Origin of the sequence: Nonomuraea sp. NPDC001831, assembly GCF_042892035.1 — a bacterium.
Classification (GTDB): Bacteria; Actinomycetota; Actinomycetes; order Streptosporangiales; family Streptosporangiaceae; genus Nonomuraea.
This window is the reverse complement of sequence record NZ_JBIATU010000012.1, coordinates 92,763-119,393: the sequence shown is the minus strand read 5'-3', so window position 1 is coordinate 119,393 and position 26,631 is coordinate 92,763. Positions and strand designations below refer to the sequence as shown.

General features: G+C 71.2%; 30 protein-coding genes. 18 read left to right on the top strand and 12 right to left on the bottom strand.

Annotated elements, in window-relative coordinates:
• Nucleotides 1-35 precede the first annotated feature (35 nt).
• The 4 genes from radA to ACFYYW_RS32940 all read right to left on the bottom strand — a co-directional run bounded on the left by radA (nt 36) and on the right by ACFYYW_RS32940 (nt 3,146).
• Complete coding sequence (gene radA / locus ACFYYW_RS32955; RefSeq protein WP_352325881.1) at nt 36-1,442, bottom strand: DNA repair protein RadA; 1,407 nt, start codon at nt 1,440-1,442, stop codon at nt 36-38.
• Nucleotides 1,443-1,479: 37 nt separating this feature from the next.
• Nucleotides 1,480-1,788 carry a thioredoxin gene (gene trxA, locus ACFYYW_RS32950; RefSeq protein WP_352325882.1) on the bottom strand — a complete coding sequence of 103 codons (309 nt, stop codon included), beginning with the start codon at nt 1,786-1,788 and terminating at the stop codon, nt 1,480-1,482.
• Nucleotides 1,785-2,159, bottom strand: coding sequence for a MerR family transcriptional regulator (locus ACFYYW_RS32945; protein ID WP_387654535.1), 375 nt, complete (start codon nt 2,157-2,159; stop codon nt 1,785-1,787). The genes trxA and ACFYYW_RS32945 overlap by 4 nt, the downstream gene beginning before the upstream one ends.
• Nucleotides 2,160-2,447: 288 nt before the next feature.
• The gene (locus ACFYYW_RS32940) at nt 2,448-3,146 is read right to left on the bottom strand and encodes a class I SAM-dependent methyltransferase (RefSeq protein WP_387654532.1); all 699 of its coding nucleotides are present in this window, start codon (nt 3,144-3,146) and stop codon (nt 2,448-2,450) included.
• Between the two features lie 115 nt (nt 3,147-3,261).
• On the opposite strand from ACFYYW_RS32940, the gene ACFYYW_RS32935 reads away from it, so the two are divergent.
• From ACFYYW_RS32935 to ACFYYW_RS32905, 7 genes are all read left to right on the top strand, one after another.
• Nucleotides 3,262-4,071: a sugar phosphate isomerase/epimerase family protein gene (locus tag ACFYYW_RS32935; RefSeq protein ID WP_387654530.1), complete on the top strand. Its 810-nt coding sequence runs from the start codon at nt 3,262-3,264 to the stop codon at nt 4,069-4,071.
• Nucleotides 4,068-4,856 (top strand): class I SAM-dependent methyltransferase, encoded by a 789-nt coding sequence (locus ACFYYW_RS32930; protein WP_387654527.1) that lies wholly within the window; start codon nt 4,068-4,070, stop codon nt 4,854-4,856. Before ACFYYW_RS32935 ends, ACFYYW_RS32930 begins: the two co-directional genes overlap by 4 nt.
• A 16-nt stretch (nt 4,857-4,872) precedes the next feature.
• Nucleotides 4,873-5,457: a TetR family transcriptional regulator gene (locus ACFYYW_RS32925; protein ID WP_352327381.1), complete on the top strand. Its 585-nt coding sequence runs from the start codon at nt 4,873-4,875 to the stop codon at nt 5,455-5,457.
• Between the two features lie 126 nt (nt 5,458-5,583).
• Nucleotides 5,584-7,683 carry a (Fe-S)-binding protein gene (locus ACFYYW_RS32920; RefSeq protein ID WP_352327380.1) on the top strand — a complete coding sequence of 700 codons (2,100 nt, stop codon included), beginning with the start codon at nt 5,584-5,586 and terminating at the stop codon, nt 7,681-7,683.
• Between the two features lie 147 nt (nt 7,684-7,830).
• Nucleotides 7,831-8,625, top strand: coding sequence for a hypothetical protein (locus ACFYYW_RS32915; protein WP_352327379.1), 795 nt, complete (start codon nt 7,831-7,833; stop codon nt 8,623-8,625).
• A complete protein-coding gene (locus ACFYYW_RS32910) occupies nt 8,622-9,689 on the top strand; it encodes a glycosyltransferase (RefSeq protein WP_352327378.1) in 1,068 nt (355 codons plus the stop codon). Before ACFYYW_RS32915 ends, ACFYYW_RS32910 begins: the two co-directional genes overlap by 4 nt.
• A 29-nt stretch (nt 9,690-9,718) precedes the next feature.
• Nucleotides 9,719-10,000, top strand: a complete 282-nt coding sequence (locus ACFYYW_RS32905) for a metal-sensitive transcriptional regulator (protein ID WP_352327377.1) — start codon at nt 9,719-9,721, stop codon at nt 9,998-10,000.
• A 119-nt stretch (nt 10,001-10,119) separates the two neighbouring features.
• Here ACFYYW_RS32905 and ACFYYW_RS32900 read toward each other — a convergent pair whose 3' ends face one another.
• Nucleotides 10,120-10,281, bottom strand: a complete 162-nt coding sequence (locus tag ACFYYW_RS32900; protein ID WP_020540796.1) for a hypothetical protein — start codon at nt 10,279-10,281, stop codon at nt 10,120-10,122.
• Nucleotides 10,282-10,495: 214 nt separating this feature from the next.
• A complete protein-coding gene (locus ACFYYW_RS32895) occupies nt 10,496-11,824 on the bottom strand; it encodes a hypothetical protein (protein ID WP_387654866.1) in 1,329 nt (442 codons plus the stop codon).
• A 74-nt stretch (nt 11,825-11,898) separates the two neighbouring features.
• Here ACFYYW_RS32895 and ACFYYW_RS32890 point away from each other — a divergent pair, with 74 nt between their 5' ends.
• A complete protein-coding gene (locus tag ACFYYW_RS32890; protein WP_387654523.1) occupies nt 11,899-12,774 on the top strand; it encodes a hypothetical protein in 876 nt (291 codons plus the stop codon).
• Here ACFYYW_RS32890 and ACFYYW_RS32885 read toward each other — a convergent pair.
• Entirely contained in the window at nt 12,746-13,267 is a 522-nt protein-coding gene (locus ACFYYW_RS32885) for a gamma carbonic anhydrase family protein (protein ID WP_364412920.1), read from the bottom strand. The genes ACFYYW_RS32890 and ACFYYW_RS32885 overlap by 29 nt on opposite strands.
• 147 nt (nt 13,268-13,414) lie before the next feature.
• Between ACFYYW_RS32885 and ACFYYW_RS32880 the strand changes: the two genes are divergently transcribed.
• Complete coding sequence (locus tag ACFYYW_RS32880; protein WP_387654520.1) at nt 13,415-14,470, top strand: hypothetical protein; 1,056 nt, start codon at nt 13,415-13,417, stop codon at nt 14,468-14,470.
• 158 nt (nt 14,471-14,628) lie between these two features.
• On the opposite strand, the gene ACFYYW_RS32875 is transcribed toward ACFYYW_RS32880, so the two are convergent.
• The 3 genes from ACFYYW_RS32875 to ACFYYW_RS32865 all read right to left on the bottom strand — a co-directional run bounded on the left by ACFYYW_RS32875 (nt 14,629) and on the right by ACFYYW_RS32865 (nt 16,398).
• Nucleotides 14,629-14,871: a hypothetical protein gene (locus tag ACFYYW_RS32875; RefSeq protein ID WP_387654517.1), complete on the bottom strand. Its 243-nt coding sequence runs from the start codon at nt 14,869-14,871 to the stop codon at nt 14,629-14,631.
• A gap of 138 nt (nt 14,872-15,009) precedes the next feature.
• Nucleotides 15,010-15,762, bottom strand: a complete 753-nt coding sequence (locus tag ACFYYW_RS32870) for a GntR family transcriptional regulator (RefSeq protein ID WP_352322974.1) — start codon at nt 15,760-15,762, stop codon at nt 15,010-15,012.
• A 153-nt stretch (nt 15,763-15,915) separates the two neighbouring features.
• Entirely contained in the window at nt 15,916-16,398 is a 483-nt protein-coding gene (locus ACFYYW_RS32865) for a VanZ family protein (protein WP_387654514.1), read from the bottom strand.
• Nucleotides 16,399-16,656: 258 nt separating this feature from the next.
• Here ACFYYW_RS32865 and ACFYYW_RS32860 point away from each other — a divergent pair, with 258 nt between their 5' ends.
• The 8 genes from ACFYYW_RS32860 (at nt 16,657) to ACFYYW_RS32825 (ending at nt 24,282) form a co-directional block, all read left to right on the top strand.
• Nucleotides 16,657-18,066: an aldehyde dehydrogenase family protein gene (locus ACFYYW_RS32860; RefSeq protein ID WP_387654512.1), complete on the top strand. Its 1,410-nt coding sequence runs from the start codon at nt 16,657-16,659 to the stop codon at nt 18,064-18,066.
• A complete protein-coding gene (locus ACFYYW_RS32855) occupies nt 18,059-18,856 on the top strand; it encodes a 2-keto-4-pentenoate hydratase (protein ID WP_387654510.1) in 798 nt (265 codons plus the stop codon). Before ACFYYW_RS32860 ends, ACFYYW_RS32855 begins: the two co-directional genes overlap by 8 nt.
• Nucleotides 18,853-19,278 carry a RidA family protein gene (locus tag ACFYYW_RS32850; RefSeq protein ID WP_387654507.1) on the top strand — a complete coding sequence of 142 codons (426 nt, stop codon included), beginning with the start codon at nt 18,853-18,855 and terminating at the stop codon, nt 19,276-19,278. The genes ACFYYW_RS32855 and ACFYYW_RS32850 overlap by 4 nt, the downstream gene beginning before the upstream one ends.
• A complete protein-coding gene (locus ACFYYW_RS32845) occupies nt 19,275-19,790 on the top strand; it encodes a 3-hydroxyanthranilate 3,4-dioxygenase (protein WP_352322979.1) in 516 nt (171 codons plus the stop codon). The genes ACFYYW_RS32850 and ACFYYW_RS32845 overlap by 4 nt, the downstream gene beginning before the upstream one ends.
• 65 nt (nt 19,791-19,855) lie before the next feature.
• Nucleotides 19,856-20,950, top strand: a complete 1,095-nt coding sequence (locus tag ACFYYW_RS32840) for an ABC transporter substrate-binding protein (protein WP_364412911.1) — start codon at nt 19,856-19,858, stop codon at nt 20,948-20,950.
• Nucleotides 20,951-20,962: 12 nt separating this feature from the next.
• Nucleotides 20,963-22,159, top strand: coding sequence for a kynureninase (gene kynU / locus ACFYYW_RS32835; protein WP_387654503.1), 1,197 nt, complete (start codon nt 20,963-20,965; stop codon nt 22,157-22,159).
• A 122-nt stretch (nt 22,160-22,281) separates the two neighbouring features.
• Nucleotides 22,282-23,481: a serine hydrolase domain-containing protein gene (locus ACFYYW_RS32830; protein ID WP_387654500.1), complete on the top strand. Its 1,200-nt coding sequence runs from the start codon at nt 22,282-22,284 to the stop codon at nt 23,479-23,481.
• Between the two features lie 192 nt (nt 23,482-23,673).
• Nucleotides 23,674-24,282, top strand: a complete 609-nt coding sequence (locus tag ACFYYW_RS32825; protein ID WP_352322983.1) for a LysE family translocator — start codon at nt 23,674-23,676, stop codon at nt 24,280-24,282.
• Here ACFYYW_RS32825 and ACFYYW_RS32820 read toward each other — a convergent pair.
• Together ACFYYW_RS32820 and ACFYYW_RS32815 are read right to left on the bottom strand one after the other, a co-directional pair.
• Nucleotides 24,262-24,636 (bottom strand): MmcQ/YjbR family DNA-binding protein, encoded by a 375-nt coding sequence (locus ACFYYW_RS32820; RefSeq protein WP_352322984.1) that lies wholly within the window; start codon nt 24,634-24,636, stop codon nt 24,262-24,264. The genes ACFYYW_RS32825 and ACFYYW_RS32820 overlap by 21 nt on opposite strands.
• Nucleotides 24,637-24,668: 32 nt before the next feature.
• Nucleotides 24,669-25,715 (bottom strand): DUF2293 domain-containing protein, encoded by a 1,047-nt coding sequence (locus ACFYYW_RS32815; RefSeq protein WP_387654496.1) that lies wholly within the window; start codon nt 25,713-25,715, stop codon nt 24,669-24,671.
• A gap of 107 nt (nt 25,716-25,822) precedes the next feature.
• Here ACFYYW_RS32815 and ACFYYW_RS32810 point away from each other — a divergent pair, with 107 nt between their 5' ends.
• The gene (locus tag ACFYYW_RS32810; RefSeq protein ID WP_387654493.1) at nt 25,823-26,626 is read left to right on the top strand and encodes an FKBP-type peptidyl-prolyl cis-trans isomerase; all 804 of its coding nucleotides are present in this window, start codon (nt 25,823-25,825) and stop codon (nt 26,624-26,626) included.
• Nucleotides 26,627-26,631 lie beyond the last annotated feature (5 nt).

Below are 26,631 nucleotides of genomic sequence, written 5' to 3'. Positions count from 1 at the left end.
CCCCGTGTCGATTGGTCACGCCCAGCTTAGCCGTGCTATGTGACGTGCGTGAGTGCGTCCCAGACGTTCTCGGCCTGGACGACCTCGAACCCGGGGGCGAACGCCACGGGCCCGACGGGCACCAGAGCCCGCTGCCCGTTGCGCTTCCCGCCGCCCGTCTCCAGGGATCCGGCGGGCACGAGCGCCCGCTTGAAGCCCAGCCTGGACGCCTCCGTCAGCCGCCTGCGCACGTCTTTGACCGGGCGCAACTCGCCCGCCAGGCCCACCTCGCCGAGGGCCACCAGACCGGGCGGCAGCGGCTTGTCGCCGGCGGCGCTCGCGACGGCGAGCATGACCGCCAGGTCGACGGCCGGATCGGCCAGCTTGATGCCGCCCACGGTGGCGGTGAACACGTCGCAGCCGCCGAGCCGGGCGTTGAGCCGGCGCTCCAGCACGGCGAGGATCATCTGGACGCGGTAGGTGTCGAGCCCCGAGGACGTGCGCCGCGGCTGCTGGGCCTCGGTGCGGGCCACCAGCGCCTGCACCTCGGCGGGCAGCGGGCGGGTGCCCTCGACGGTGACCGTGACGCAGGTGCCGGCGACCGGCTCGCTGCGCCGGGAGACGAACAGCCCGCTCGGGTCGGTGATGCCCTCGATGCCGCGCTCGTGCAGGTCGAAGCAGCCGACCTCGTCGGTGGGGCCGAACCTGTTCTTGATCGCGCGGACCATGCGCAGCCGGGAGTGGCGGTCGCCCTCGAAGTTGAGCACGACGTCGACCAGGTGTTCGAGGGTGCGGGGGCCGGCGATCGAGCCCTCTTTGGTGACGTGGCCCACGAGGACCGTGGCGAGGTTGCGCTCCTTGGCCATGCGCACCAGGTTGGCGGCCACCTCGCGCACCTGGGTCACGCCGCCCGGCACGCCGGTGGCCTGGGCCGAGCCGACCGTCTGGACCGAGTCGACCACCAGCAGGCTGGGCTCGACCTTGTCGACGTGGGTGATCAGCGCCGACAGCTCGGTCTCGGCGGCGAGGTAGAGGTTGTCCTGGATGGCGCCGATGCGGTCGGCCCGCAGGCGCACCTGGGCCGCCGACTCCTCGCCCGTCACGTAGAGGACGGTGGTGCGCTCGGCGATGCGGGCCGCGGCCTCCAGCAGCAGCGTGGACTTGCCGATGCCGGGCTCGCCGGCCAGCAGCACCACCGCGCCGGGCACCAGGCCGCCGCCGAGCACCCGGTCGAGCTCGCTCACCCCGGTGGTGCGGGCCGCGGCCACCTCGGCCTTGACCTGGCCGATGGGCAGCGCGGGCCCGGTGGTGGCGCCGCCCTGGACGACGTTGACCCCGGCGCGCGCGCCCTCCTCGTCGACAGTGCCCCACGCCTGGCACTCGCCGCACCTGCCGACCCACTTGCTGGTGCGCCAGCCGCACTCGGCACAGCGGTAACCGGGCTTCTGCGCTGTCTTGGCCATGTCGAGCAGGCTAGCGGCCCGTGCCGACAATCCTCGACTACCGCGTGAGGCCCAGTTCCTGCACCAGCAGGCGCTTGGGCCGCGCGCCGACGATCTGCCTGACGGGCTCGCCGTTCTCGAACAGCAGCAGCGTGGGCAGGCCCATCACGCCGTAACGGGACATGATCTCGGGGTTCTCGTCGGTGTTGAGCTTGCCGATGGCCAGGCCGTGCTCGGCCTCGATCTCGTCGAGGACGGGGGCCACCATGCGGCACGGCGGGCACCACTCGGCCCAGAAGTCGACCAGCACCGGCTTGTCGCTCTTGAGTACCTGCTCCTCGAAGTTGTCGGTGGTCAACGTGATCATTTGTCTCCCCTTACGAAGCAGCCGGGACACGACTGGGCGAGCTGGGCGGCGACCTCGGCGCGGCGGGCGAGCAGCACCCGGATCTCCTCGTCGATCTGCATGATCTTGCGCTGGTAGACCTCGACGGACTCCTGGCAGGAACCGCCCGAGCTGTGGCCCGAGCGCAGGCAGTCGACGAAGGGACGGGTGTCCTCCAGCGTGAAGCCGACCGAGAGCAGCGACCGGATCTCGGCCACCAGCTTGACGTCCTCCTCGGCGTACTCGCGGTAGCCGTTGGGTCCGCGTCTGGCCGAGAGCAGGCCGTGCTCCTCGTAGTAACGGAGTGAACGGGTGCTCACCCCGGTGCGTTCCGCCAGCTCCCCGATGCGCATGCCACCACGGTAAACGTTGACACCGACGTCAATGTCAAGCCGCGAGGGAGTGCCGTCGCCTGGAGGAGCGGCGGGAGCGCAGCGACCAGAGCGGGGGAAGGCGCCGGCGTGTGGCGACCGAGCTGCCGAACGCAGTGAGGCCATGAGAATGCGCGAGGGAGTGCCGGTGCCTGGAGGAGCGGCGGGAGCGCAGCGACCAGAGCGGGGGAAGGCGGCGGCGTTTGGCGACCGAGCCCGCCTCACGCAGTGAGGCCATTAGATGCGCGAGGGAGTGCCCGCCGTCTGGACTCAGAAGTAGCGCCAGCGCAGTACGTTCGGGTAGAAGAGCTCCAGGCCGGGGGTCTCCGCGATGGCCTGCTCGGCCACCTCGGGGGCGAACTCGATGCGCAGCACGGCCTCCAGGTCGGCCCGGCGCTCGAAGGTCATCGTGAGGTCGAGCGGCCGCCGCTGCCAGCCCTGGCGCACCCAGAACGCCTCCACCTCGCGCGCCGAGTACGTCGGCACCGTGCGGGAGAACCAGCGGCCGAACGGGCCGCGGGTGGCGTCGAGGTCGATGACGAACGCGGCGCCGCCGCGGCGGACGACGCGGGACAGCTCGCGCAGGCCGGGCTCGCAGCCGGGGCCGAAGAAGTAGGCCCAGCGGGCCATGGCCACGTCGACGCTGGCGTCGGGCAGCGGGAGGTCCTGGGCGGCGGCGGCGTGCACCGAGACGTTGGGCAGGTTCGCGCAGCGGCGGCGGGCCAGGCCGGCCAGGTCGCCGTGGGGCTCGACGCCGATCACGGAGGCCGCGTCGGCGGCCAGGACGGGCAGGTGGAAGCCGGTGCCGCAGCCGATGTCGAGCACGGTCGCGCCGGCCCAGGGACGCAGCTCGCGCATCGCGGCGTCGGCCGCGCCCTGGGGGTCCACGGCGCGGTTCTCCAGCTCGTAGACCTGGGGAGCGTTCCAGATGTTCGGGCTGGGGATCGCGCCTCTGGCTATCCGTGGCATGGCCCCAACCGTAGCGGGGTTCTGGGGAGCGTCTTTGGGGTGGGATGGGGGGTTGGGTAGGGCTATCTGGTGGGGCTCACGCGCCAGAGGCGCTTCTCCGGCTTAGGCTGGCAACGTGGCTGATGTCATCCGCGTGCCCAATGCGAAGATCGCATTGTCCACCGCCTCGGTATATCCAGAACGCACTCCCGACGCGTTCGAACTGGCCGCGCGCCTGGGCTACGACGGTGTCGAGATCATGGTCGGCGCCGATCCGGTGAGCCAGGACATCGACGTGATCGAGCGGCTGTCCGAGCACTATCAGGTGCCCGTCCTGGCGATCCACGCGCCCTGCCTGCTCGTGACGCAGCGGGTGTGGGGCAGGGACCCCTGGGCCAAGCTGGTCAGGGCGCAGAAGGCCGCTGAGCGCCTCGGCGCCTCGACCGTCGTGGTGCACCCGCCGTTCCGCTGGCAGCGCGACTACGCCCGCGACTTCGAGAACGGCCTGGCCCGCATGCGTGACGAGACCGATGTCACGTTCGCGGTCGAGAACATGTTCCCGCTGCGCGCCAGGGGCAACGACGTGGTGCCGTACTCGCCCGACTGGAACCCGATCGACTACGACTTCCCGCAGGTCACCCTCGACCTGTCGCACACCGCGGTGTCCGGCTCCGACGCCATGGAGATGGCCACCAAGCTCGGCGACCGGCTCGCCCACCTCCACCTGGCCGACGGCATGGGCGTGACCAACAAGGACGAGCACCTGGTCCCCGGCAGGGGCAACCAGCCGTGCGCCCAGATCCTGGAACGCCTGGCGAACTCCGGCTACGGCGGCCTGGTGGTGCTGGAGATCAACACCCGCAAGGCGGCCAGCCGCACCGAGCGCGTCGACGACCTGGCCGAGGCGCTCGCCTTCGCCCGTCTGCACCTGGCGGCGTCCCGATGAACGTGGGGCCGACCAGGAACGTGGGGCCGACCAGAGACCTCGCGCGGGTCTTCGACAGCGTGGCCGACGCCTACGACGCGGGGCGCCCGTCCTATCCCGACGAGATGTACCGCGTGCTCACCGAGGTGACCGGGATCGAGCTCGACGGCGCCACCACGATCGACGTGGGCGCGGGCACGGGCATCCTGACGCACGCGCTGCGGGCCCGCGGCTCCCGGGTGATCGCGGTCGATCCGGGGGCGGAGATGCTGGCCCGGCTGGTCACGCGGATCGACGGCGAGCCGCCCGCGGTCGCCGCGGTGATCGCTGACGGCAACGCGCTGCCGCTGGCCGACGGGGTGGCCGACCTGGTGACGTACGCCCAGTCGTGGCACTGGCTCGACCCGGTCGTCTCGATCGCCGAGGCCCGGCGGGTGCTGCGGCCCGGCGGCGCGATCGCGGGCTGCTGGAACCTGCACCACGCGGCGCAGGCCGAGTGGCTGGCCGCCTACGAGGCGCGGCTGGCCGAGGCGGTGCCCACGTACTGGGGGCCGGCGGTCGAGGAGTGGTCGGTGCCGCCGATCGCCGCGGCCTTCGAGGTGGTCCAGGAGCGCTGGATCCCGTGGACGCGGCTGGTCGGCATCGAGGACTTCCTGCTCGATCTGCGCTCCCATTCGTACATGGCGGCGCTGTCGCCGGACGCGGCCGACGAGCTGGTCGGGCGGCAGCGCGGGGAGCTCAGGAAGGCCTTCCCCGAGGGCGTGCTGTCGGTGCCGATGCGGGTGTACCTGGCGGTGGGCCGGTGACCGGCGGGGCGCGGCCATGAGCAACGTACGACGCCGGCCCGGTCGCAGGCCCGGGTCGGCCGACACGCGCGGCGAGATCCTGACGGCGGCGCGGCGGGTGTTCGCCGAGAAGGGCTTCGACAAGGCCACCGTGCGCGGGATCGCACGGGAGGCCAAGGTCGACCCGGCTCTGGTCCACCACTACTTCGAGACCAAGGAGGGCATGTTCGCGGCGGCCATGCAGCTGCCGATCACCCCTGACGAGGTCGTCCCGCTGTTGCTGGACGGCCCGCGCGAGGAGATCGGCGAGCGGCTGGTGCGGATGATCCTGCGGGTGACCGCCGAGCCGGCGACCCGCGAGCCGATGATCGCCCTGATGCGCTCGGCGCTCACGAACGAGCAGGCGGCGGCGATGTTCCGCGAGTTCATCACCAACGCGCTGCTCTTCCAGGTGGCCGACCGCCTTGGTGTTCCGCACCTACGCATCGAGGCGGCTTTTGGCCAGATGTACGGCGTGATCATGGGCCGCTACGTGATCCAATTGGAGCCGCTGGCCAGCGCCGATCCGGAGGAACTGGTCGAGCTGATCGCGCCGACCATACAGAGGTACTTCACGGCGTAGAGCATTGTTCTGTATAGGGCACTGACCATAGGGTATGGATGTCATCCCGGGAAGTTACTGGCCGGTAAGCTTCCTGGAAACACGTGTCCGTATGCTGGCAGCCATCGTCGTCTGTGGGAGGACCCCGTGCTCTGGGTAGCGATCATCGGGCTGGTCATGACCGTCCTGGCGGTGGCCGTCGCCGGCCGCAGGGTGTTGTTCCTGTTCAAGCTGGCGACCTCCGGGCCACCCGCGCCCGAACGCGTCGAGTACGCCAAGGAGCACGCCGCCGACGAGCTCAAGGCCCAGCTCGTCGAGGTCTTCGGCCAGAAGAAGCTGCTGAAGTGGACGCCGTCCGGCACGGCCCACTTCTTCGTCATGTGGGCGTTCTTCATCCTGCTGACCGTCTACATCGAGGCGTACGGCGCGATCATCCAGGGCGCGATCACCGGCGAGCCCGACTTCCACATCCCGCTCATCGGCACCTGGGGCGTGCTCGGCTTCCTCCAGGACTTCATCGCGGTCGCGTGTCTGCTCGGCCTGGTCGCCTTCGCGATCATCCGGGTCAAGAACTCGCCCAAGACGCTGGGCCGCAAGTCGCGCTTCTCTGGCTCGCACCTCGGCGGCGCGTGGCTCGTCCTGTTCATGATCTTCAACATCATCTGGACGCTGTTCCTGGCCCGCGGCGCCTCGGCGGCCAACGGCAACTTCCCCTACTCCTCCGGCGCGTTCGTCTCCCTGGCGCTCGGCGACGCGCTGCCGGCCAGCCCGCTGCTGGAGGAGATCGCGCTGCTCCTGCACATCGGCTTCATGCTGGTGTTCCTGGTCATCGTGGTGAACTCCAAGCACCTGCACATCTTCACCGCGCCGCTCAACGTGCTGTTCTCCCGGCGTCCCAACGGGCTCGGCGCCGCGTCGGAGCTGCGCGTCGACGGCAAGCTCGTCGACTTCGAGGACGAGGAGCTCGACGCCGAGCGCCTGGGCCGCGGCAAGATCGGCGACACCACCTGGAAGGGCTTCCTCGACTTCTACTCCTGCACCGAGTGCGGCCGCTGCCAGTCGCAGTGCCCGGCCTGGAACACCGACAAGCCGCTCTCGCCCAAAATGCTCATCCTCGACCAGCGCGACCACGCCTTCAAGGTGGCCCCGTACCTGATGGCCGCGAGCACCGAGCACGCCGACACCGACGTGCTCGCGCTGCTGGAGAAGCCGCTCGTCGGCGAGGACGGCGTCATCCACCCCGACGTGCTGTGGTCGTGCACCAACTGCGGCGCCTGCGTCGAGCAGTGCCCGGTGGACATCGAGCACATCGACCACATCCTCGACATGCGCCGCTACCAGGTCATGGTGGAGTCGTCGTTCCCGTCCGAGGCGGGGGTGATGGTGAAGAACCTGGAGAACAAGGGCAACCCGTGGGGCATGTCCGAGATGAAGCGGGCCGACTGGATCGAGGAGCTCGACTTCGAGGTCGAGCTGGTCGAGGAGAAGATGCCCGAGGACGCCGAGTACCTGTTCTGGGTGGGCTGCGCCGGCGCCCTTGAGGACCGCGCCAAGAAGACCACCAAGGCGGTCGCCGAGCTGCTGCACATCGCGGGCGTGAAGTTCGCGGTGCTCGGCCCGATGGAGGCGTGCACCGGCGACCCGGCCCGCCGTCTGGGCATGGAGTACCTGTTCAACATGCTCGCCCAGCAGAACATCGAGACGCTCAACGAGGCCGGCGTCAAGAAGATCGTCGCGACCTGCCCCCACTGCTTCAACACGCTGGCCAACGAGTACCCGCAGCTCGGCGGCACCTACGAGGTCGTGCACCACACACAGCTGCTGTCGAAGCTGGTGGACGAGGGCCTGCTCACCCCGGTCACGCCGATCGAGGAGAAGATCACCTACCACGACCCGTGCTTCCTCGGCCGCCACAACAAGGTCTACTCCCAGCCCCGCGACATCATGTCGAAGGTGCCCGGCGTCCAGACCCAGGAGATGCACCGCCACAAGGACCGCGGCTTCTGCTGCGGCGCGGGCGGCGCGCGCATGTGGATGGAGGAGCGCATCGGCAAGCGCATCAACACCGAGCGGGTCGACGAGGCGCTCACCACGAATCCCGACACCGTCTCGACCGCGTGCCCGTTCTGCATGGTGATGCTCGGGGACGCGATCAACGAGAAGAAGAACAACGGCGAGGCCAAGGAATCGCTGGAAGTCGTGGACGTCGCGCAGCTGTTGATCAAATCGGTCAAGGGCGCTTCCTGACCACGAAAAGTCGGACTCCTCTACAGGCTCTGTAGAGGAGTTCCGCACGTCACGGGCCTCCTCGCTGGAAATCTCCCATCCACATAACGGGAAAATCACGGTAACCTCAACGTCGCATGGCCTTATTCGACGGGGAGGGGGCTAGTGATGCGCGTCGTGGTCACGGACGCCGAAGTCACCCTGGCCGACGTGCTCTCCCTGCGACTCGCCATCGATGAGCCCCTGCGTGACGGCACCGAGCTGGTGCTGCGCCATCGCGCCACGGGGGTCGAGCGCGACGTGCGCCTGGGCCGCACCGGAAGCCGGACGCGGGAGGCCACGCTGGCCGTCTCGCTGGCGCCGCTGGAGCTGACCGCCGGCCGCTGGGACGCCTACCTGCGGCACGAGGGCAGCCGCAGCAGGCTGCGCAGCGTCGACCCGGGGTTCTCGCTCGACCACCTCGACGCGTACGCGCTGTGCCGGCGGACGCTGGCCTACCGGTCGTACCGGACGCGGAACGGGTTTCTGGCCCTGAAGATAGCCGACGCCGCGCCGGTGGCCGAGGTGCGGGCGATCTGGTTCAGGGAGGGCCGGTTCGAGGTGACGGGGCTGCTGGCGTACACCGGGCTGGAGGACGACGACGCGCGCCGCGAGGCCACGCTCACCCTCGACCGCAGGCCGACCAGGGAACGGGTGTCGGCCAACGCCACCGTCCAGGGGGTGCGCTTCCACGCGGCGGTGTCGCTGGTGAACGTGGTCGAGGCCGACCCCGACACGGCCGGCACCTGGGAGCCCGCGCTGGAGGTCGAGGGCGTGCCCACGCCGCTGCGGCTCGGCGCCTGGCTCGACGACGTCGACGGCAAACGACGACGGCTGCACTATCCCTCGGCCGAGATCGACGGCGTGCCCGTCCGGCCCTGTTACACCGCCGACGACGAGCTGCGCATCGAGGTGGGCGGATGAAGGTCAGCCTGGTCCTCGCCTCGGCGTACGGCATGCGCGGCGACGTGCGCGCCACGCTCAACCTCGCCACCGCCCTGTCCGAGCGGCACGAGGTCGAGGTCATCAGCGTCCGGCGGCAGAAGGAGAAGCCGTTCTTCCCCGTCGGCTCCAAGGTGGCCATGCGCAGCCTGGTCGACGCCCGTCCCGGGGTGCGCCACCTGTTGCCGCGCGGCCAGATGCGCACCGAGATGGCGCTCTGGCGGCTGCTGCGCGGGCTCAGGTCCGACGTGCTGATCACCACCCGGCCGGGCATCGGCGTCCAGGTGGCGCGGCATGCTCCACGTGAAACCATCAAGATCGCCAGGGAGTGGGGGCGGCCCGCCGTCCCCGGGCCGGTGCAGCGGCTCTACCCGCGCCTCGACGCCGTCGTGACGGCCACGGAGTCGGCCCAGGAGGAGTGGGGGAGGCTGCTCGGCGACGGGTCCGCCGTCCACTCCGTGCCGGACGCGCTGCCGGGCGGCCCGTGGCCGCGGTCGCGGATGGACAACCGGATCGTGGCGGCCGGGGGCCGGTGGGTGTCGGTCAAGGCGTACGACCGGCTGATCAGGGCGTTCGCGATCGTGGCGGACAAGCGTCCCGACTGGCGGCTGCGGCTCTACGGCGGCGGCCCGGAGGAGCGGCGGCTGCGGTCGCTGGTGAACGAGCTCGACCTGCACAACCACGTCTACTTCATGGGCGTCACGCCCGACCTGGCGGGGGAGTTCGCCAAGGCGTCGATCGTGGCCAACCCCTCCCGCAGCGAAGACCTGGGCATGACCGTGCTGGAGGCCATGGGGTGCGGGGTGCCGGTGGTGGCCTTCGAGGGCGCCCGGGGGCCCAGGGAGTTCGTGGCGACCGGCTACAACGGCGTGCTGGTGCCCGAGAGCGAGAGCGAGGCGCAGCACTTCGCGGGCGCGCTGCTCGCGCTCATCGACGACGAGCGCCGCCGGCGCTCGCTCGCGGCCGGAGCCCTCGACACCGCCGTCCGTCACTCGGCCGAGGAAGTCGCCGAACAGTGGGAGAAGCTGCTGTCAGATCTCCGCTAGCTCATACGGGTTACGGGTACCGTAGAAGCATGCATGGGTACAGCGGAGACAAGCAGGCATATCTGACGCGCCTCCGGCGAATCGAGGGCCAGATCAGGGGCCTGCAGCGCATGGTCGACGACGATGCCTACTGCATCGACGTGCTCACCCAGGTCTCCGCGGCCACGCGGGCCCTTCAGGCCGTGGCGCTCGGGCTGCTGGAGGAGCACATCTCCCACTGCGTCGCCGACGCGATCAACACGGGCGGCCCGGAGGCCGAGGCGAAGGTGAAGGAAGCGTCGGCCGCCATCGCCCGCCTGGTCAAGTCGTAGGGGGTCGCCTCCTCCATACGTAGGAGAGGCACACCCTCGATTGACTAGTTACCTGTAATAGCCGGGAACCACTGTCCCGGACCCCACAGGAGCCCGGGACAGGTAATTTTCGATGGTCTTCAGCGACTCGCCGAAGTCCGCAATCCGAGCGCGTCGTCGAGTTCGTCCAAGGTCAGCCGCCGCTCGCTGACAGCCACGGCCGTGAGCACCTCGGCGTAGAGCGCAATCTCGTCCAACGCGACACGGTCGTGGACCCGAGAGTCCAGGTCGTCGTGCCCCACCGCGTCGTCCTTCCTTCCGCAGCCCACACCCTCTACGAGGTTACGGCGAGGGCCCTTCCGGCGACATGGCCCATCGGAGTCATTCCTTTCGGCGTCACGGGGGCCCCACAGGGATCATTTCCCGAAGTCGAGATCACAATTCAGCGAATTGCCCGGTGACTGAAGTGATAGAGGGATATAGGCGGAGTAAGGGTGAAATAACGGTAATAGTGCGTTACGGGTGACCGATGTGGTGGTCGTCGCGTTCGTGGATCAGCTCGCGGACCAGCGCGCTCTGGCCGGCCAGGCCGTGCTGCGGCACCTTGGCGCCGGTCAGCCGGCCCCAAGCCAGGCAGGTGGCGTACGCGGCGCCCAGCACGGCCGCCTTGCTCTCCCGGTCGGGCGGCGTCACCACCGCCGGCTGCGGCACGGGCGCCCCGCCCGGACGCGCGGCGAAGCCCTCCGGCTCAGTGCGCTCGGCGGCCGACGTGCCCGTCAGCCCGGCACGCTCCAACTCCACGTACGCCCGCCGCAACCGGTGGTTCAGCCGCTCGGGCAACATCCTCCTGGAGTCCGACAGGTCGGCCAGGTACGCCGCCGCCGCCCCGGACGCGTCCTTCACGAAGCCCAGCGCCTCGACCAGGTCGTACACCGAGTGGGCGAAGTACGCGTCGGGATCGGTCTCGGGCAGCAGGGCCAGGGCCAGCCGCGGCGGGCAGCGGTCGAGCCAGGCCCGGCGCACGGCGTCGTCACCCCGGGCGGCCGTGGCGTCGTCGCGGCCGGGCCGGCGCAGCACCGGCTCCACCATCGTGAGCAGCGCCAGCGCCCGCGGCCTGAACCGGATGTCGGACAGCAGCACCTGGGCGGTGTCGGCGATCAGCGCGGCCAGCCGGAGCGCGGCCCGCGGACGGCCGGCGCGGGTGCGCTCGGACACCAGCGTGACCAGGTCGAGCAGCGGCGGCGCGGGCAGCCAGCGCACCCATTCGTCGCCGGGCAGCGAGCGGCGCAGGTACTCGCCGAACAGGGTGATCAGACGTTCGTTGCCGTCGAAGGCCGGCGCGTACGCGCACCACATGATCGTCCCCCAGACGGCGGCGACCGTGCTCGGCACGTCGGCGGCGAAGATCTCCCCGAAGGCGGTCAGCGGGTAGTCCAGCTCCGACTTGCGCCCGGCGCCGCGGACCATCTCCGCGATCTGCTCGGTCACCACCGGCAGCACGTCGGGGCCGATGAACGCCTGGGTCGAGCCGGGCTCGGCGGCGAAGTCGGGCCCGGTGGGCACCACCTGGTCCGGCAGCGCGGCCGTGGCGTGCCCCACCTTGCGCGCCCGTTCGCCCCTGGGCGGCGGCGCGGGGTGCCAGCGGCCGTCGCCGGGGTCGTGCAGGTGCCAGCGCGCGTACGCGCCGTAGAGCCAGCGGTCGCCGTCCTGGGTCACCAGGACCCTGGCCGCCAGGACGTGCGCGCGGTCGGGCACGGACAGGCCCTGCCAGCGCGGGTCCGCGACCATCGCGCGGACCTCCGCCTCTGCCGAGGTGAACGCATCCCAGGGGCGCACGGCCGTCATCGTACTGGGCCGCCCGACGGCACCCGTCGGCATTTCACGGCAGAATGTCCGCTATGAGGGCAAAGGTGGCAGGGATGTTGGCAGTGGCGGGTGTGGTGAGCGGCTGCGGGACCGCCGCGGCGCCCACTCCCACCGGTCCCGGCGTGCTCACCGTCCAGAACGCCCAGGCGCCCGCGCCCGGCGGCGAGGTCGGATCGGCCTCCAGCGAGTTCGCCGACGCCGCGGAGCTGGCCGTGTGGAGCAAGCTGAGCGACACCGAGAAGGACGTCGACAGGATCGCCAAGCTCGACGTGAACAAGACCGCCAAGGGCGCGCTCTACCTGGAGCCGAAGACCTCCACCTGGTACGACGGCTTCCGCGGCCCCTTCGTCTACCAGGAACTGGCCGGGGACATCGTCATGCACGCCCGGGTCAAGGTCACCGGCAAGAAGGGCGGCAGGCCCGCGCGCAAGTTCTCGCTCGGCGGGCTCATGGCCCGCCAGCCCGGCACGTACGACAAGCCCGCGTGGATGTCCGTCACCACCGGCACCGCCGACGCGGCCGGGCAGGTGGAGGCCAAGTTCACCCAGGACGGCAGCTCCAAGCCGCTGGAGACGGCGGTCAAGGACGGCTGGGTGGACCTCGTCCTGGCCAGGCTGGGCCGGGTCGCCGTCGCGCTCTACAAGGAGGACGGCGGCGCCTGGAAGGTGGCCAGACGCTGGCCCTCGAACCTGCCCGAGGTGCTGCAATGGGGTGTCACCGCCTACACCGACTGGGACAGCTACGGCGCGCTGAAGAAGGACGCCGCCAAGGCCAACGCCAAGCAGATCAAGGGGGTGCCCGACCTCAAGCTGACCGTCGACTTCGTCCGCTTCCTCCGCCCCGAGCTGCCGGAGTACGCCGACCCGCTCAACACCGCCTCGGTGTCGGACCAGGTCCTGATCAAACTGCTGACGCCTGCCGGTGCCTGACCGCCTTGGCCATGTAGTTGTCCGGCGTGCGGGCGAAGGAGGCCCGGTCGTCGTCGGTGAGCTCGCGCACGATCCTGCCGGGCACGCCGGCGACCAGCACCCCGGACGGGATCTTCTTGCCCGGCCCGACCAGCGCTCCCGCGGCGACCAGCGTGCCCGCGCCCACCCGGGCGCCGCCGAGCACGATCGCGCCGATGCCGACCAGCGCGCCGGTCTCGACGTGCGCGCCGTGGACCATGGCCTTGTGGCCCAGGCTGACCCGGTCCTCCAGGATCGCGGGCTGGCCGGCGTCGGCGTGCAGGCAGCACAGATCCTGTACGTTGCACTCCTCGCCGATCTCGATCCGCTCGTCGTCCCCGCGGAGGACGGAGCCGTACCAGATGCTGGAGGCCCGGCCCACCCGCACACTTCCGACCACGACGGCGCCGGGCGCGATGTACGCCTCCGGGTGGAGGTCCGGCACTGCCCCGTCGTCCAACGCTGCTATGTACATTCGTCCAATCGTAATTCCCGCCCCAGGTGTGGCGTTCCGGTTGCGGACGTGGGCAGATGGCAGGAAAGTCGTTTCCTGACGTCTCGTCGTCAGACCCTCACAACCCGCAGTTTTCCCCCGCCTCACGCAAACCCTTAGGTAACCCCCATGACAAACCAGCACGAGAGCATTCCCGATCTGATGCAAGAGGACACCTTCGAAGTCGTGATGCGCGGCTACAACCGCCGTCAGGTGCACGACTACATGATCCGTACCCGGAACCAGATCCGGGATCTGGAAGAGCGGCTGGCGCGGGCGATCGACCAGGCGGAGCAGGGCCGGGTCGAGCTGGCGGAGGCCAGGCGGCGGATGGTCGAGGCGCCCCAGAGCTACGAGGACCTCAGCCCGAGGCTCGCGCAGATCCTGAAGCTGGGCGAGGAGGAGGCCGCGGCCAAACGCGCCGACGCGGAGGCCGAGGCGACCGCCGTGCGGGAGAGCGCCAGGGCCGAGGCCGAGCGGCTGGTGACGACGTCGCGCGAGACGTCCGACAAGATGCTGACCTCGGCGCAGGCGGAGGCCGAGCGGCGGGTGGCCGAGGCCACGCAGGCGGCCGAGCGCATGCTGGCCCAGGCGGGCGCGGACGCCGAGGAGCAGCTCGGGTCGGCCCGCAGCGAGGCCGAGGGCCTGCTGCGCGACGCGCACGCCGAGGCCGAGCGGCTGGTCGGCGGGGCGCAGGCCGAGGCGGAGCGCATGATGGCGGCCGCCCACGCGCAGGCCGAGCAGCTGGTGGCGGGGGCGCACGCGGAGGCCGAGTCGATGCTGGCGGCGGCGCGTCAGCGCACGGCCACGCTCGACGAGCACGCAGGGCGCCGGGTGGAATACCTGACCAACACCCACACCGAGGTCGTGCGGCGGCTGACCGAGATCGGCTCGGTGCTCGGCGACCTCATGCGCACCGAGGCGGCGGCCGGGCAGCTCGTGCCGGAGTCGGCGCTGCCGCCCGCGCCGGTCGCCACCCAGCAGCCGGCGGCCGTCCCGGCGCCCGCGCCGGAGCCCGCCATCGAGGCCGCGCCGGCGCCGCGGCAGTCCGCGCAGCCGGCCCCGCAGCAGTCCGTGCAGGACGACGTGCGGGTCATCGTCGAGGAGGACGAGGAGAAGCCGAGGGAGGGCGTCTCCGACGACACCGACGTGCACATCCTGCGGCTGGGCGAGTACCACAGCTAGCGGGTGAAGGGGCGGGGAGCGGAAGCCCCCGCCCCCGATAGGGTCGGAGACTTCCGCGTTCGTGGCCCCGTTGGGGGCCCGGTGCCGGGGCCGCCGAGACGCTGGACCCGGCACCGGGCTGCTCGCGTGCGAGCCGCGGAACGCTCCACGGCCCGCAGTCAGGGAGGGGCGGGGCCGGCCTGCCAGCGGGGCTGCCGGCCGGTCCGTTCCTCCTGGTCCCGGAGCTGGTCGCGCAGGCCGTCCGGGTCGTCCGCGTCGATGGTCATCGCACATCCGGCCGCGCGCTGCGCCGCGTCGAGCGGATGGTGCCGCGTGGCCCACCAGCGGCCCGCGTCGCTCCGCCAGATGGTCCACCTGGGGTACTCCCGGGCGATCTCGGCAAGATGCCGGTCAACGGACATCCGCGCACCTCTCCCGGGCCCCAGGCGAAGGTTCCATCTCCTGAACGGTTCCATCTCCTTAGAAGATGAGGGACCTCTCTAGAGAAATCAATGATCGTGATGGACAGGTCAACCTATCGCTTGACAGATCGGGTTGAACTAGGCGTCGAAGTCGTACTGGAGTACGTATGCCGCCGAGTCCAGGACCATCTCGTTGAGCTCGACGGGTCTGCCGCCCGCCGTGTACGCGGTGCGGGCGATGACGATGACGGGGGTTCCGCCGGGCAGGTCGAGCAGCCCGGTCTCGCGGGGGCCGGGCATGCGGGCCCGCACCTCCTCGGTGAAGTGGGCCGGGGGCAGGCCCAGGTCGCCGAGTCTGGCGTAGACGCCGCCCGGCCCGGTGTCGGGCAGGGTGATGGCGCTGCCCTGGACCAGGCGGGCGGGGAAGGAGGAGGTCGCCAGCTGCACGGGCCGCCCGTCCACGGAGTAGCGGCGCCGACGCACCCATACCTCGCCGCTCTCCAGGACGCCCGCCACCTCCTCCGACGCCCGCTCCAGCACCACCTCCACCTGGTCCACGGTGAAGGGACGGCCCCGGGTGTCGGCGTCCCAGATGGCACGGCCCTGACCCCACTGCTCTCGTGACAGGCGGCGCGAGCCGTGTCTGCGGATCGGTTTGAACAGGCGCACGTAGACCCCCGAACCTCGTTTGGGCACCGCCAGCCCTTCGTTGATCAGTACGGCAAGCGCCTGCCTGGCGGTGGCGCGTGCGACTGCGTAGTCGGCCATGAGCGCGTTCTCGCCCGGTAGGCGGTCCCCGTCGCGCAGTTCGCCGGACAGGATCCGGGCGCGGAGGCCGTCGGCGATGCGGCGATAAATAGGGGGCTCGTGGGGTACCGGGGATTCAGACACGTTTCGATCACCCTCTGTCACCAACCAGGTTGTGGCGTCTCCAGAGAACTTGCCCCGTCTTGTCCACGATCGCACAGATACAGAGGTTGGTCCCGAGCTTCTTTTGAGCTGATCGTGCCTGTGTGATGAATGCGAGGACGTTTATGCAGACCGTTACCGTGGAACGGTCCCGGCCGCTATTCGCGGGGCCCACCAGCGGCGAGTAACCGACGCGGCGAGCACCGCGCCCGCGGTGTTCATGATCACGTCGTCCACGGAGGAGAACCGGCCCAGTCTCAGGGCGTACTGGAGGAACTCGACCGTGACCGAAAAGGCCGCCGCGACGGCCGCAACCCGGCCGTAGGAGGCCATCGCGGCGGTCCGTACGGGCAGCAGGGCGCCCAGCGCGGCGAGCACCAGCAGATTGCCCCCGACCTGCACCGCGACCGTCTCCCACGGGGCCCCGGCGAGATCGGCGAGGTCCATGAACGGGACGAGGCCGACGCCCGCCCGGCCGGTGGACGGCGTGAGGATCATCCACACCCACGGCACGGTCCCGACGACGACGCCGACGTCGGCGAGCGAGGTGCGCAGCGGCGCCGGATGCCCGGCGCGGGCCCGGCGGCGGGCGAGCAGGATGATCGCCAGGACGGCCACTGGAAGCGCTGAAATCCCAGCGATAATGATATTTCCCCACAATTCCCATGTGCGCGCCATTTGGTCATCATCCTGGGCGGCCGAGGGGTACCGGAAGGTGTCTGTACGGACAGGTCCGCCAGGGCCCGGCTGAGGGGTGGCTCAGTGTCACCGCCACCGCCGGGGCCTGACGGGACGGCGCGGTTCCCGCCCCCGCCGGACTGTTGTCTCAGCGTCGCCCGACGATCTATACCGGGAGTGAGGCTAGAGGAGGCTGCTGTGCTGACCCATTTCATCGGCGGGCTGCCGGTGGCGGCCGGCCATGCGTTCCCGGTCCACGACCCGGTGACGGGCGGGGTGATCAGGCAGGTGCACGAGGCCGACCCGGAGGTGGTCGACCGGGCGGTGCGCGCGGCCAGGGAGGCTGCGCGCGACTGGGCGGGGCTGCCGGTGGCCGAGCGGGCCGGGTGGCTGCGCCGCCTCGCCGAGGGCATCGAGGTCCGCTTCGACGACCTGGTCACGGCCGAGATCGCCGACACCGGCAAGCCGCTCGGCCAGACCCGCACGCTCGACGTGCCGCGCGGCATCGCGAACTTCCGCGCGTTCGCCGAGATCGCCTCCCAGCGCCCCGACGACGCCTTCCACCTCGCCGGCGTGCTCAGCTACACCGTGCGCAGGCCGCTCGGCGTGGTCGCCGTGATCGTGCCGTGGAACCTGCCGTTCCTGCTCATGACGTGGAAGCTGGCCCCCGCCCTCGTCGCGGGCAACACCGTGGTCGTCAAGCCGTCGGAGCACACGCCCGGCTCGGCCGCGGTCTTCGCCGAGATCTGCGCCGAGGCCGGCCTGCCGCCGGGCGTGGTCAACATCATCTTCGGGCACGGCCCGGCGGGCCAGCTCCTCGTCGAGCACCCGGGCGTGGACGGCGTGACGTTCACCGGCTCGACCGCGACCGGGACGCAGATCATGAAGACCGCCGCCGACCGGGTCAAGCCGATCTCGTTCGAGCTGGGCGGCAAGAACGCCGGCCTGGTCTTCGAGGACTGCGACCTGGGCCGGGCCGTCGAGGGCACGGTGAAGTCGGTCTTCACCAACGGCGGCCAGGTGTGCCTGTGCACCGAGCGGCTCTACGTCGAGCGCACGATCTTCGAGGACTTCTGCGGCCGGCTGGCCTCGCGCGCCCAGGAGATCGAGCTCCAGCCGATGATCTCGGCCGGGCACCGGGAGAAGGTGCTGTCCTACTACGCCCTGGCCCGCTCGGAGGGGGCCAAGGTGCTCGCGGGAGGCGGCGTCCCGACGTTCGGCGACCACCGCGATTCCGGATATTTCGTGGAACCGACGGTAATGACAGGGTTGTCGGAGTGGTCCCGTTTCAATCGAGAGGAGATCTTCGGTCCCGTGTGCCACGTGGCTCCTTTCGACAGCGAGGCCGAGGCGATCGACCTGGCCAACAGCAGCGAGTACGGCCTGGCCGCCACCCTCTGGACCACCAACCTCGACCGCGCCCATCGCGTGGCCCAGCGCCTGGAGGCGGGGCTGGTCTGGGTCAACACCTGGTACCTGCGCGACCTGCGCACCCCGTTCGGCGGCGTGAAGCTGTCGGGCATCGGCAGGGAGGGCGGCACGCAGTCGCTCGACTTCTACTCCGAGCCCACCACGATCACCATCAAACTGGAGCAACCCGATGCATGACGAATGGTCCCTGGCCGTCGACACCCGGGGACAGGCCGCCGAGCGGCTGGTCGAGGCCGCGCGTACCGGCAAGCCCTGCGCGCCGCTCAGGGACCTCATCACCACGGTGGCCGACGCCTACGAAGTGCAGGAGATCAACACCCGGCGGGCGCTGGCGGAGGGCCGGCGGCCGGTCGGCCGGAAGATCGGCGCCACCAACCCGCTGCTGCAGCGGAAGTTCGGCATCGACCACCCCGACCACGGCATGCTCTTCGCCGACATGGCCGAGCTCGACGGCCGGCCCATCAAGGCGGAGCGGTTCCTGCAGCCGCGCGCCGAGGCCGAGGTCGCGCTGGTGTTCGGCACGGACCTGACCGAGGGGCCGTTCACGCTGGTGGACGTGCTCAGGGCGGTGGAGTTCGCGCTGCCCGCCATCGAGATCGCCGACTCGCGCATCGCCGACTGGGACATCACGATCACCGACACGGTCGCCGACAACGCCTCCTCCGGCGCGTACGTGCTCGGCGCCACGCCGAAGCGGCTGACCGACCTCGACCTCGGCGCGGCGGCGATGACCATGACCCGCGACGGCGAGGAGGTCTCGGCCGGGTCCGGAGCCGCGTGCATGGGCAACCCGCTGAACGCCGCCCTCTGGCTGGCCGGCGCGCTGGCCGCCACCGGCCACCCGCTGCGCGCCGGGGACGTCGTCCTGACCGGCGCGCTCGGCCCGGTCGTGCCGGTCGAGGCCGGGAACGTGTTCGAGGCCAGGATCGAGGGGCTCGGATCGGTGCGGGCGGTGTTCGGCACGTGAGCCGCGAGGCCATCCGCGTCCCCGGCAAGGCCGTGCCCCGGGGACGGTTCCCGCACGTCAAGCGCGCCGGCGACTTCCTGTACGTCTCCGGCACCAGCTCCCGCAGGCCCGACGGCAGCTTCGCGGGCGTCCGCGCCGACCGGTTCGGCGTCACCGACCTGGACATCCGCGCCCAGACGCGGGCGGTCATCGAGAACATCGGCGACCTGCTCATGGCCGCCGGAGGCTCGCTCGCGGATCTCGTACAGATCACCACGTACCTGGTAAACATGAACGACTTCAAGGGCTACAACGAGGTGTACGCCGAATTCTTCGACGAGGACGGTCCGACCAGGACCACGGTGGCGGTGCACCAGCTCCCGCACCCGCACCTGCTCATCGAGATGCAGGCCGTCGCCTACCATCCACAGGAGCGACCATGATTCCCCCCATTGACTTCACCAAGTGGATCGACGAGCACGCCCACCTGCTCAAGCCGCCGGTCGGCAACAAGGTGGTCTTCGAGGGTGCCGGCGACTTCATCGTGATGGTGGTCGGCGGGCCCAACTCCAGGACCGACTTCCACGTCGATCCGTACGAGGAGCTGTTCTACCAGGTGCGCGGCAACATGCACGTCAACGTGGTGACCGAGAACGGCCCGGAGACCGTGCACGTCAGGGAGGGGCAGATGTGGCTGCTGCCGGCGCGCATGCCGCACTCGCCGCAGCGCCCGGAGGCCGGGTCCGTCGGGCTGGTGGTGGAGCGCATCAGGCCCGAGGGCGAGCTGGAGAAGTTCCAGTGGTACTGCGCGGAGTGCGGCGCCAAGGTCCACGAGGTCGAGCTCCAGGTGCGCGACATCGTCAAGGACCTGCCGCCGGTCTTCGAGGCGTTCTACGGCGACGAGAAGGCCCGCACGTGTGACCGGTGCGGCGCGCTGCACCCCGGCAAGGGCTAGCTGGCCACCGACGCCCGCGCGCCGCGCGTGCCCGGGGCGTCGGGCGAGGGCTGAAGGGGGCTCCCATGCGCGTTGCCGTGCTGGGGCTGGTCGCGCTGATGGTCGCCGGCTGCGGCGGCTCGGTGCCCCTCGCCGCGGAGGACGAGCCCGTACGGGTCGGCGCGATCATCTCGCAGACCGGCGTGTACGCCACCCTCGGCGACGACATGGAGACCGCCATGCGGCTCTACCTGGACGACCACCACGGCCTGCTCGGCGGCCGGCCGGCCCGGCTGGTCGTGGCCGACGACGCCGGCAGCCCGGAGATCGGCGCCGAGCAGGCCAGGAAGCTGATCGACGGCGGGGCCGACGTGCTCACCGGCCTGCTCGCCTCGCCGGTGGCCGTCTCGGTGGTCAAGGAGGCGGCCGGCACCCCGGTGGTGATCGCGAACGCGGGCGCCGACCAGCTCGGCGGGCCCGGCGTCTTCCGGGTGTCCTACACCAACCGCGCCCACGGCTACGCGGCCGGCCGGTACGCCGCCGAGCACTACGCCGGCCAGGACGTGGTGCTCATGGCCCCCGACTACTCCGCGGGCGCCGAGACCCTGACCGGCTTCGCCGAGGGATACGGCGCCGGGCCGCTCAAGCGCATCCTGACGCCGTTCGGCGGGCAGGCCGACCTGGAGCCGTACCTGGCGCGCATACCGCGCGAGGCGCGGCTTCTGTACGCCTTCTACGCGGGCGGGGAGGCGGTCGCGTTCGTCAAGGCGTTCAGGCGGTTCGGCTACGATGCCAGGATCAAGCTGCTGGCCTGCCAGAACCTGGCCGACGAGGACGTCCTGCGCGCGGTCGGCCGGGACGCCGAGGGCATGGTCAGCGTCGGGCTCTGGTCGCCCGCGCTGCGGAACCCGGCCAACGCCGCGTTCGTGGCGGGGTGGCGGGCGCGTACCGGGCGGAACCCGTCCGCGGTCGCGCTGCAGAGCTGGGACGCGATGCGGCTGATCGACCGGGCGGCGGCCGCGGGCGGCGACCTGACGAGGGCGCTGGCCGGGGTGCGGGAGCTGGACGGCCCACGGGGGTCGCTGCGCCTGGATTCGGCGCACAATCCGGTGCAGAACTGGTACGTCCGCCAGTACCAGAATGGTGTAAACCGGATAATCGCCACCATCTCGCCCTCGTAAGGAGCACAACCGGTGCTGGACCGCGACGCCTGCCTCGCCCTCGACGCCGACGATCCGCTGCGGCCGTTCAGGGACGAGTTCGTCCTGCCCGAAGGGGTCGTCTACCTCGTGGGCAACTCGCTCGGCGCGATGCCCCGCCGCGCCGCGGAACGGGTGCGCCGCACGGTCGAGGACGAGTGGGGCGGCCAGCTGGTCGGCGGCTGGAACGCGGCCGGCTGGTACGACCAGCCGCTGACCGCCGGCGACCGGCTCGCGCCGCTGATCGGGGCCGGCCCCGGCCAGGTCGTCGTGGGCAACACCACCACGATCGCCGCCTACCAGGCGCTGGCCGCCGCCGTACGGCTGCGCCCAGGCCGCAGGGTGATCGTCTCCGACCCGCGGAACTTCCCCACCGACCACTACATCGCCCAGGGCCTGGCCCGGCTGCTCGGCGACTACGAGGTGCGCGACTTCGCCGAGGGCCGCTTCGACGACGCGGCCGTGGTGCTGCTGTCGGAGGTGGACTACCGCACCGGCGCCCGGCGGCATGTACCCTCGGTGACCGCCCAGGTCCAGGCGGCCGGGGCGCTCATGGTCTGGGACGTGTGCCACAGCGTCGGCGCCATGGAGGTGGACGTGTCGCAGGCCGACTTCGCGGTCGGGTGCACGTACAAGTACCTCAACGCCGGACCCGGCGCGCCCGCCTTCCTCTACGTCAACCCGCGCCACCACGCCACCGCCGAGAACGTGCTGTCCGGCTGGCACGGCCACGCCGAGCCGTTCGCCTTCGAGACCGGCTACCGCCCGGCCGAGGGCATCCGGCGCTTCGCGGTCAGCACGCCGCACGTGGTGTCCTTCGCCGCGCTGGAGGCGGCGCTGGACATCTGGGAGCGGGTGCCGATGGCGCAGGTCCGGGCCAAGAGCGTCGCCCTGACCTCGCTCTTCGTCGACCTGGTCGGCGACGCGCTCAAGCTGGTCTCGCCCGCCGAGCCGGACGCGCGCGGCAGCCAGGTCTGCTTCCACCACCCCGACGGCTACCCGGTCATGCGGGCCCTCATCGACCGGGGGGTGCACGGCGACTTCCGCGCGCCCGACGTCCTGAGGTTCGGCTTCGCGCCGCTCTACATCGGCTACGCCGACGTCCACGACGCGGCCACCACGCTGCTGGAGGTGCTGGACAAGGAACTGTGGCGGGACGAGCGGTACGCCCGGCGGCTCGCGGTCACCTGATCGGGCGAGTCGCCTCCCTCGTGAGAGCGAGCCGGAAGATCGCCGTCGTCGGCGATCCGCCGCCAGGGGGTCCCCGGCCAGGATTGTCCCATCGAAAGCCGATGTGACCTGGAGAGATCCCCATGAAGCGCACCCGTCTGGCCGCCGCCGTCCTGGCCCTGTCCGCTCTGTCCGCCCTGACCGTGGGCGCCCCCGCCCTCGCCCATGCGGAGGTGGGCGCCCACAGCGCCGCCGACGCCGTCCAGGTGCCGCCGATCAACGAGGCGGCGCTGCGGAAGAGCATCGCCGGGCTGCCCGCGGCCGACGCCACCGCGGCCGAGGTCAGGGTCAGCGGCTCGGCCGGCTCCTGGCACGGCGTCTCCGGCGTCACCGATCTGCGCGGGAAGCACCCGGCCAGGGAGGGGGCCAGGTTCCGGGCGGGCAGCGTGACCAAGGTGCTGACCACGGCGGTGGTGCTCCAGCTCGTGGCCGAGGGCAAGGTCTCCCTCGACCGCACGGTCCAGGACTACCTGCCGGGGCTGCTGCCCGCCGACTACCCGCCGGTCAAGCTGGCCCAGGTGCTCAACCACACCAGCGGCCTGCCCGCGCCGAAGTCGGAGGGCGGCTTCGAGCGGGTCTACGCCGACCGCTTCAAGACGATCACCCCGCGGGAGTACGTCCGCCAGGCCGTGCTCAACCCGATCGAGTTCACCCCCGGGACCAGGCAGCACTACCTCAACATCAACACCTTCGTCGAGGGCCTGGTGATCGAGAAGGTCACCGGCAGGTCGTACGAGCAGGAGGTCGGCGCCCGGATCCTGCGCCCGGTCGGCATGACCCAGAGCTACTTCCCCGGCAGGTCCGTCAAGATCCACGGCCGGCACAACCAGGGCTACCAGGTCGTCCCCAAGGGCTTCCCCGACTCCTTCCCCTACGGCGGCGCGTACGTCGTGGACGTCACCGAGATGGAGGTCACCTCCACCTGGGCCTCGGGCGACCTCATCACCACCACCGCCGACCTGGAGAAGTTCACCAAGGCGCTGTTCGGCGGCGAACTCGTGCCCGCCGAGCAGCTGAAGCCGATGTTCGCGGTGCCGAAGGTGACCATGTACGGCACCGACGGCGAGCCGGCCCACTACACCTCGGGGCTGACCGAGCTGACGCTGCCCGGCGGCATCGTCGCGTACGGCAAGACCGGCGCCCGCTACGGCAGCTCCGCCGGCATCGGCGCCACCCAGGACCTGAGCCGCGTCGTGGTCTTCTCGGTCAACTCCACCGACGCCAAGGCCCAGGGCCAGAACGAACGCGGCCTCGGCATCGCACTGGCGGCCTTCGCGAAGTAGGTCAGGGACCTCATGGTGGCTTTGGTCACAGAGGTCCCTTATCGCCTGTCCTGGCGTGTTTCGGCGAACTGATCCAGATATCATGACGTCTGCCCACAAGGCACTGACGATGTTCGCCCGCGTGACCGTGCGACCTCCGCACACCCGGCGGGTCGGGCGGGAGCGCGCCCCCAGCTCCGGGAGACCCCCGCCATGCTGCTGACCTTCGCGGTCACGACGCTGATCATGATCATGATCCCCGGCCCCGACGCGGCCCTGATCATGCGCAACTCCCTCGCCCACGGCCGCGTGGCCGGCCTGCTGACCATGCTCGGCGGCCTGCTGGGCCTGTCCGTGCACGCCGCGGCCGCCGCGGTCGGCCTGTCGGCGCTGCTGGCCGCCTCGCCCACCGCCTTCACCGTGGTGCGCGCCCTCGGCATCTGCTACCTGCTCTGGCTCGGGGTGCACGCCCTGCTGTCGAGCCGGAACCGGGCCAAGGCCGTGGAGGGCGCCGCGCCCCCGACCGGCTCGCCGCTCGTGCACGTGCGCAGGGGCCTGCTGTCGAACCTGCTCAACCCCAAGGTGCTGCTGCTCTTCGTGACCTGGCTGCCGCAGTTCCTGCCCGGCCACGGCGACACCCTGGGACGGGCCCTGCTGCTGTCCGGGATCATCGCCGTGCTCTACGTGCTCTGGTTCAGCCTCTACAACGTGATCATCGACCGGGTGAGCGCGCTGCTGCGCAGGCCGCGGGTGCGGGCCAGGGTCGAGCGGGTGACCGGCGTGCTGCTGGTCGCCTTCGCGCTACGGCTGGCCGTCCAGTAGCTTGACCGCCCGTTTCGGGGCGATGGTCCGGTAGCTCTCCTCGACCCAGTCGAGCAGCACGTCGGTCTCGGGCAGCGCCGACAGGAACGGCACGGTCACCCAGCCGGCCCTGCCCAGGCCGTACCCGCTGGGGGCCGCGCCCTCGACGGTCAGCGCGTGGCCGTGCGCCTCCGACAGCAGCTTCACGCCGAACGTCGGGGCCCACTTCTCCGTCTGCTCGTCCAGGCCGAGGAACAGGAAGACCTTCTTGTTGACCTTGATGACCGTCTCGCCCCACGGATGGTCCTCGTGGGTCTCGGGCAGCCCCAGCGCGAAGGCCCGCAGTTCCGCACGTACGGTGTGCCAGTCGTCCATGTATGGACGGTACCGAAGGCGGCCCCGCGCGGTCACCGCGGCGGTCGCCGGAACTCCGTGAGCCTGGCCTCGATGGCGTCCCTGATCCGGTCCCTGGCCTCCATCCGGGGGACGCCCGACATGAGCAGGCGGTCGTAGTCGGTGTCGAGGTGCCGGACCGACGCGATCACCGCCAGCGTGATGGCGTTCTCGTCGAGCGCCCTGGCCGCCGCCGTCCGGCCCACCCGGCCGCTGCCGCGCCGGCCGGCGTGCTCGGCGATCTCGCGGGCCCGCTCGGCCGGGCAGCCAGGGAACAGCCGGGCGATCTCGGCCGCCATCGCCGCCTGGAAGGCGACGTCCTGCTCGGCCCTGCGCACCTGGTCGCGCTCGCGGCGGCGCAGCCGCGCGTCCTCGTCGGCCAGGCAGCGCTCCTCGGCCGCGGCCAGCGCGCCCTCCTCGACCAGCACGCCCTGGCGCTGGTAGACCTTGCGCCGCCGGTTGTACCGGACGACCACCGCCGACAGCCCGCTCTCCTGCTTGGCCCGCCGGCTGAGCGCCGCGTTCCCCGCCGGCAGGAACACCAGGTGGTCCAGGTCGGCGCAGCTCAGGCAGTGGGGCCGGTCGTCCTCCATGATCAGGTACGGTCCGGTGTCGCCGCACGACGCGCACGTCCACGGGTCCTCCGAGACCACCGCCACCAGGTCGGGGGCCTTGCTCTGGCGCTCGGTGAGCCGCCGCACCCGGGCCTCGCTCAGCTCGGGCGAGAGCCAGTGGACGCGGAAGGCGTCCTGCCCGTGGCCGGAGGTGAAACGCAGGTCGCGCCGGTCGCGGGTGCCGGCCACGTACGGCGTCTCCACCGGCCGCAGCCCCTTGGCCAGGGCCCATTCCCGCAGCAGCCCGGCCGTGACGAGCAGCCGCTCCTCGTCGACCGCGGCCAGCTCGGCCAGCGTGCCGGCGCGGCCCTGCCGCCAGAGGTCCACGTGCCGGGACCGCAGCCAGCGCAACCCCGTCACGACGTCGATGAACGTCACGTAGTGGCGGTTGGTCAACGCGATCTCGGCTGCTTCTGCGACCCTGCGGGCCAGGTTGGGCTTGCTCACGCGGTCCAGTCTCCCGCGCCCTTTGTCGTGAGATGGCGAGACCCGCAGCTTTCCTTTTGGCTATTGCGGCAAGTAACCCCTTCGGATCTGGCATCTTGGGGGAAATCGTGCGCCTGCTCTGGCCTGCCGTGCTCATGCTGGCCACCTCGTGTGGCGTCGCCGAGGACGGCTCGCAGCCCGTCGTGACGGGCGCGTTCGGCAGCAAGCCCGTCGTCGCCATACCTCGGGGGAAGCCGGGGCGCACGCCGCGGATCACGGTGCTCTCCATGGGCAACGGCCGGCGTACGGTCCCGGGGGACGTCGTGCTCGCCGACGTGGACATCCGGCGATGGTCGGGAAACCAGCCGTATCTCAGCACCTACGACGGCAACCAGCCCACCACGGTCGTCTTCGACGGCAGGCAGGTCTCCGAGACCTGGCGGGCCTCGCTCATCGGCAGGCCGGCCGGCAGCCGGGTGATGCTGGTCAGCCCGGCGTCGGAGGCCATGGGCCCGAACGTGCCGCTGACCGGCGTCTCGCCGGCCGACACGCTGGTGGTGGTCTTCGACATCCTCGGCGGCTACCCGCCCGACGCGCGGCTCGTCGGGCGGGCCCTGCCGGCGATCCCGCCCGACCTGCGGCCGGACTCCCCGCCCCGGACCCTCATCGACGGTTCGGGACGGGACGTCACGGCGGGTTCCAAAGTGGTCATCCAGTACGTGGCCGCGTCCTGGCCGTCCCGCACGGTGGTGGACTCCTCCTACCGGAAGGGCGGTCCCAGCGCCTTCACGCTCAGGCCCGGCTCGGTGCCGCCCGCCTGGCTGGAGGCGCTGGTCGGCACCCGGGTCGGCAGCCGGCTGGCCGTGGGGTCCCCGGGGGACAGGCCCATGCTGTACGTGATCGACGTCCTCGACACGATCACGCCTGGCTGAGCCGC

What these genes read in the sequence shown, in the direction of transcription:
- radA (WP_352325881.1), bottom strand. Translation starts at nt 1,442, where the DNA reads ATGGCCAAGACAGCGCAGAAGCCCGGTTACCGCTGTGCCGAGTGCGGC.
- trxA (WP_352325882.1), bottom strand. Translation starts at nt 1,788, where the DNA reads ATGATCACGTTGACCACCGACAACTTCGAGGAGCAGGTACTCAAGAGC.
- ACFYYW_RS32945 (WP_387654535.1), bottom strand. Translation starts at nt 2,159, where the DNA reads ATGCGCATCGGGGAGCTGGCGGAACGCACCGGGGTGAGCACCCGTTCA.
- ACFYYW_RS32940 (WP_387654532.1), bottom strand. Translation starts at nt 3,146, where the DNA reads ATGCCACGGATAGCCAGAGGCGCGATCCCCAGCCCGAACATCTGGAAC.
- ACFYYW_RS32930 (WP_387654527.1), top strand. Translation starts at nt 4,068, where the DNA reads ATGAACGTGGGGCCGACCAGGAACGTGGGGCCGACCAGAGACCTCGCG.
- ACFYYW_RS32925 (WP_352327381.1), top strand. Translation starts at nt 4,873, where the DNA reads ATGAGCAACGTACGACGCCGGCCCGGTCGCAGGCCCGGGTCGGCCGAC.
- ACFYYW_RS32915 (WP_352327379.1), top strand. Translation starts at nt 7,831, where the DNA reads ATGCGCGTCGTGGTCACGGACGCCGAAGTCACCCTGGCCGACGTGCTC.
- ACFYYW_RS32910 (WP_352327378.1), top strand. Translation starts at nt 8,622, where the DNA reads ATGAAGGTCAGCCTGGTCCTCGCCTCGGCGTACGGCATGCGCGGCGAC.
- ACFYYW_RS32905 (WP_352327377.1), top strand. Translation starts at nt 9,719, where the DNA reads ATGCATGGGTACAGCGGAGACAAGCAGGCATATCTGACGCGCCTCCGG.
- ACFYYW_RS32895 (WP_387654866.1), bottom strand. Translation starts at nt 11,824, where the DNA reads ATGACGGCCGTGCGCCCCTGGGATGCGTTCACCTCGGCAGAGGCGGAG.
- ACFYYW_RS32890 (WP_387654523.1), top strand. Translation starts at nt 11,899, where the DNA reads ATGTTGGCAGTGGCGGGTGTGGTGAGCGGCTGCGGGACCGCCGCGGCG.
- ACFYYW_RS32885 (WP_364412920.1), bottom strand. Translation starts at nt 13,267, where the DNA reads ATGTACATAGCAGCGTTGGACGACGGGGCAGTGCCGGACCTCCACCCG.
- ACFYYW_RS32880 (WP_387654520.1), top strand. Translation starts at nt 13,415, where the DNA reads ATGACAAACCAGCACGAGAGCATTCCCGATCTGATGCAAGAGGACACC.
- ACFYYW_RS32875 (WP_387654517.1), bottom strand. Translation starts at nt 14,871, where the DNA reads ATGTCCGTTGACCGGCATCTTGCCGAGATCGCCCGGGAGTACCCCAGG.
- ACFYYW_RS32855 (WP_387654510.1), top strand. Translation starts at nt 18,059, where the DNA reads ATGCATGACGAATGGTCCCTGGCCGTCGACACCCGGGGACAGGCCGCC.
- ACFYYW_RS32845 (WP_352322979.1), top strand. Translation starts at nt 19,275, where the DNA reads ATGATTCCCCCCATTGACTTCACCAAGTGGATCGACGAGCACGCCCAC.
- ACFYYW_RS32840 (WP_364412911.1), top strand. Translation starts at nt 19,856, where the DNA reads ATGCGCGTTGCCGTGCTGGGGCTGGTCGCGCTGATGGTCGCCGGCTGC.
- ACFYYW_RS32830 (WP_387654500.1), top strand. Translation starts at nt 22,282, where the DNA reads ATGAAGCGCACCCGTCTGGCCGCCGCCGTCCTGGCCCTGTCCGCTCTG.
- ACFYYW_RS32825 (WP_352322983.1), top strand. Translation starts at nt 23,674, where the DNA reads ATGCTGCTGACCTTCGCGGTCACGACGCTGATCATGATCATGATCCCC.
- ACFYYW_RS32820 (WP_352322984.1), bottom strand. Translation starts at nt 24,636, where the DNA reads ATGGACGACTGGCACACCGTACGTGCGGAACTGCGGGCCTTCGCGCTG.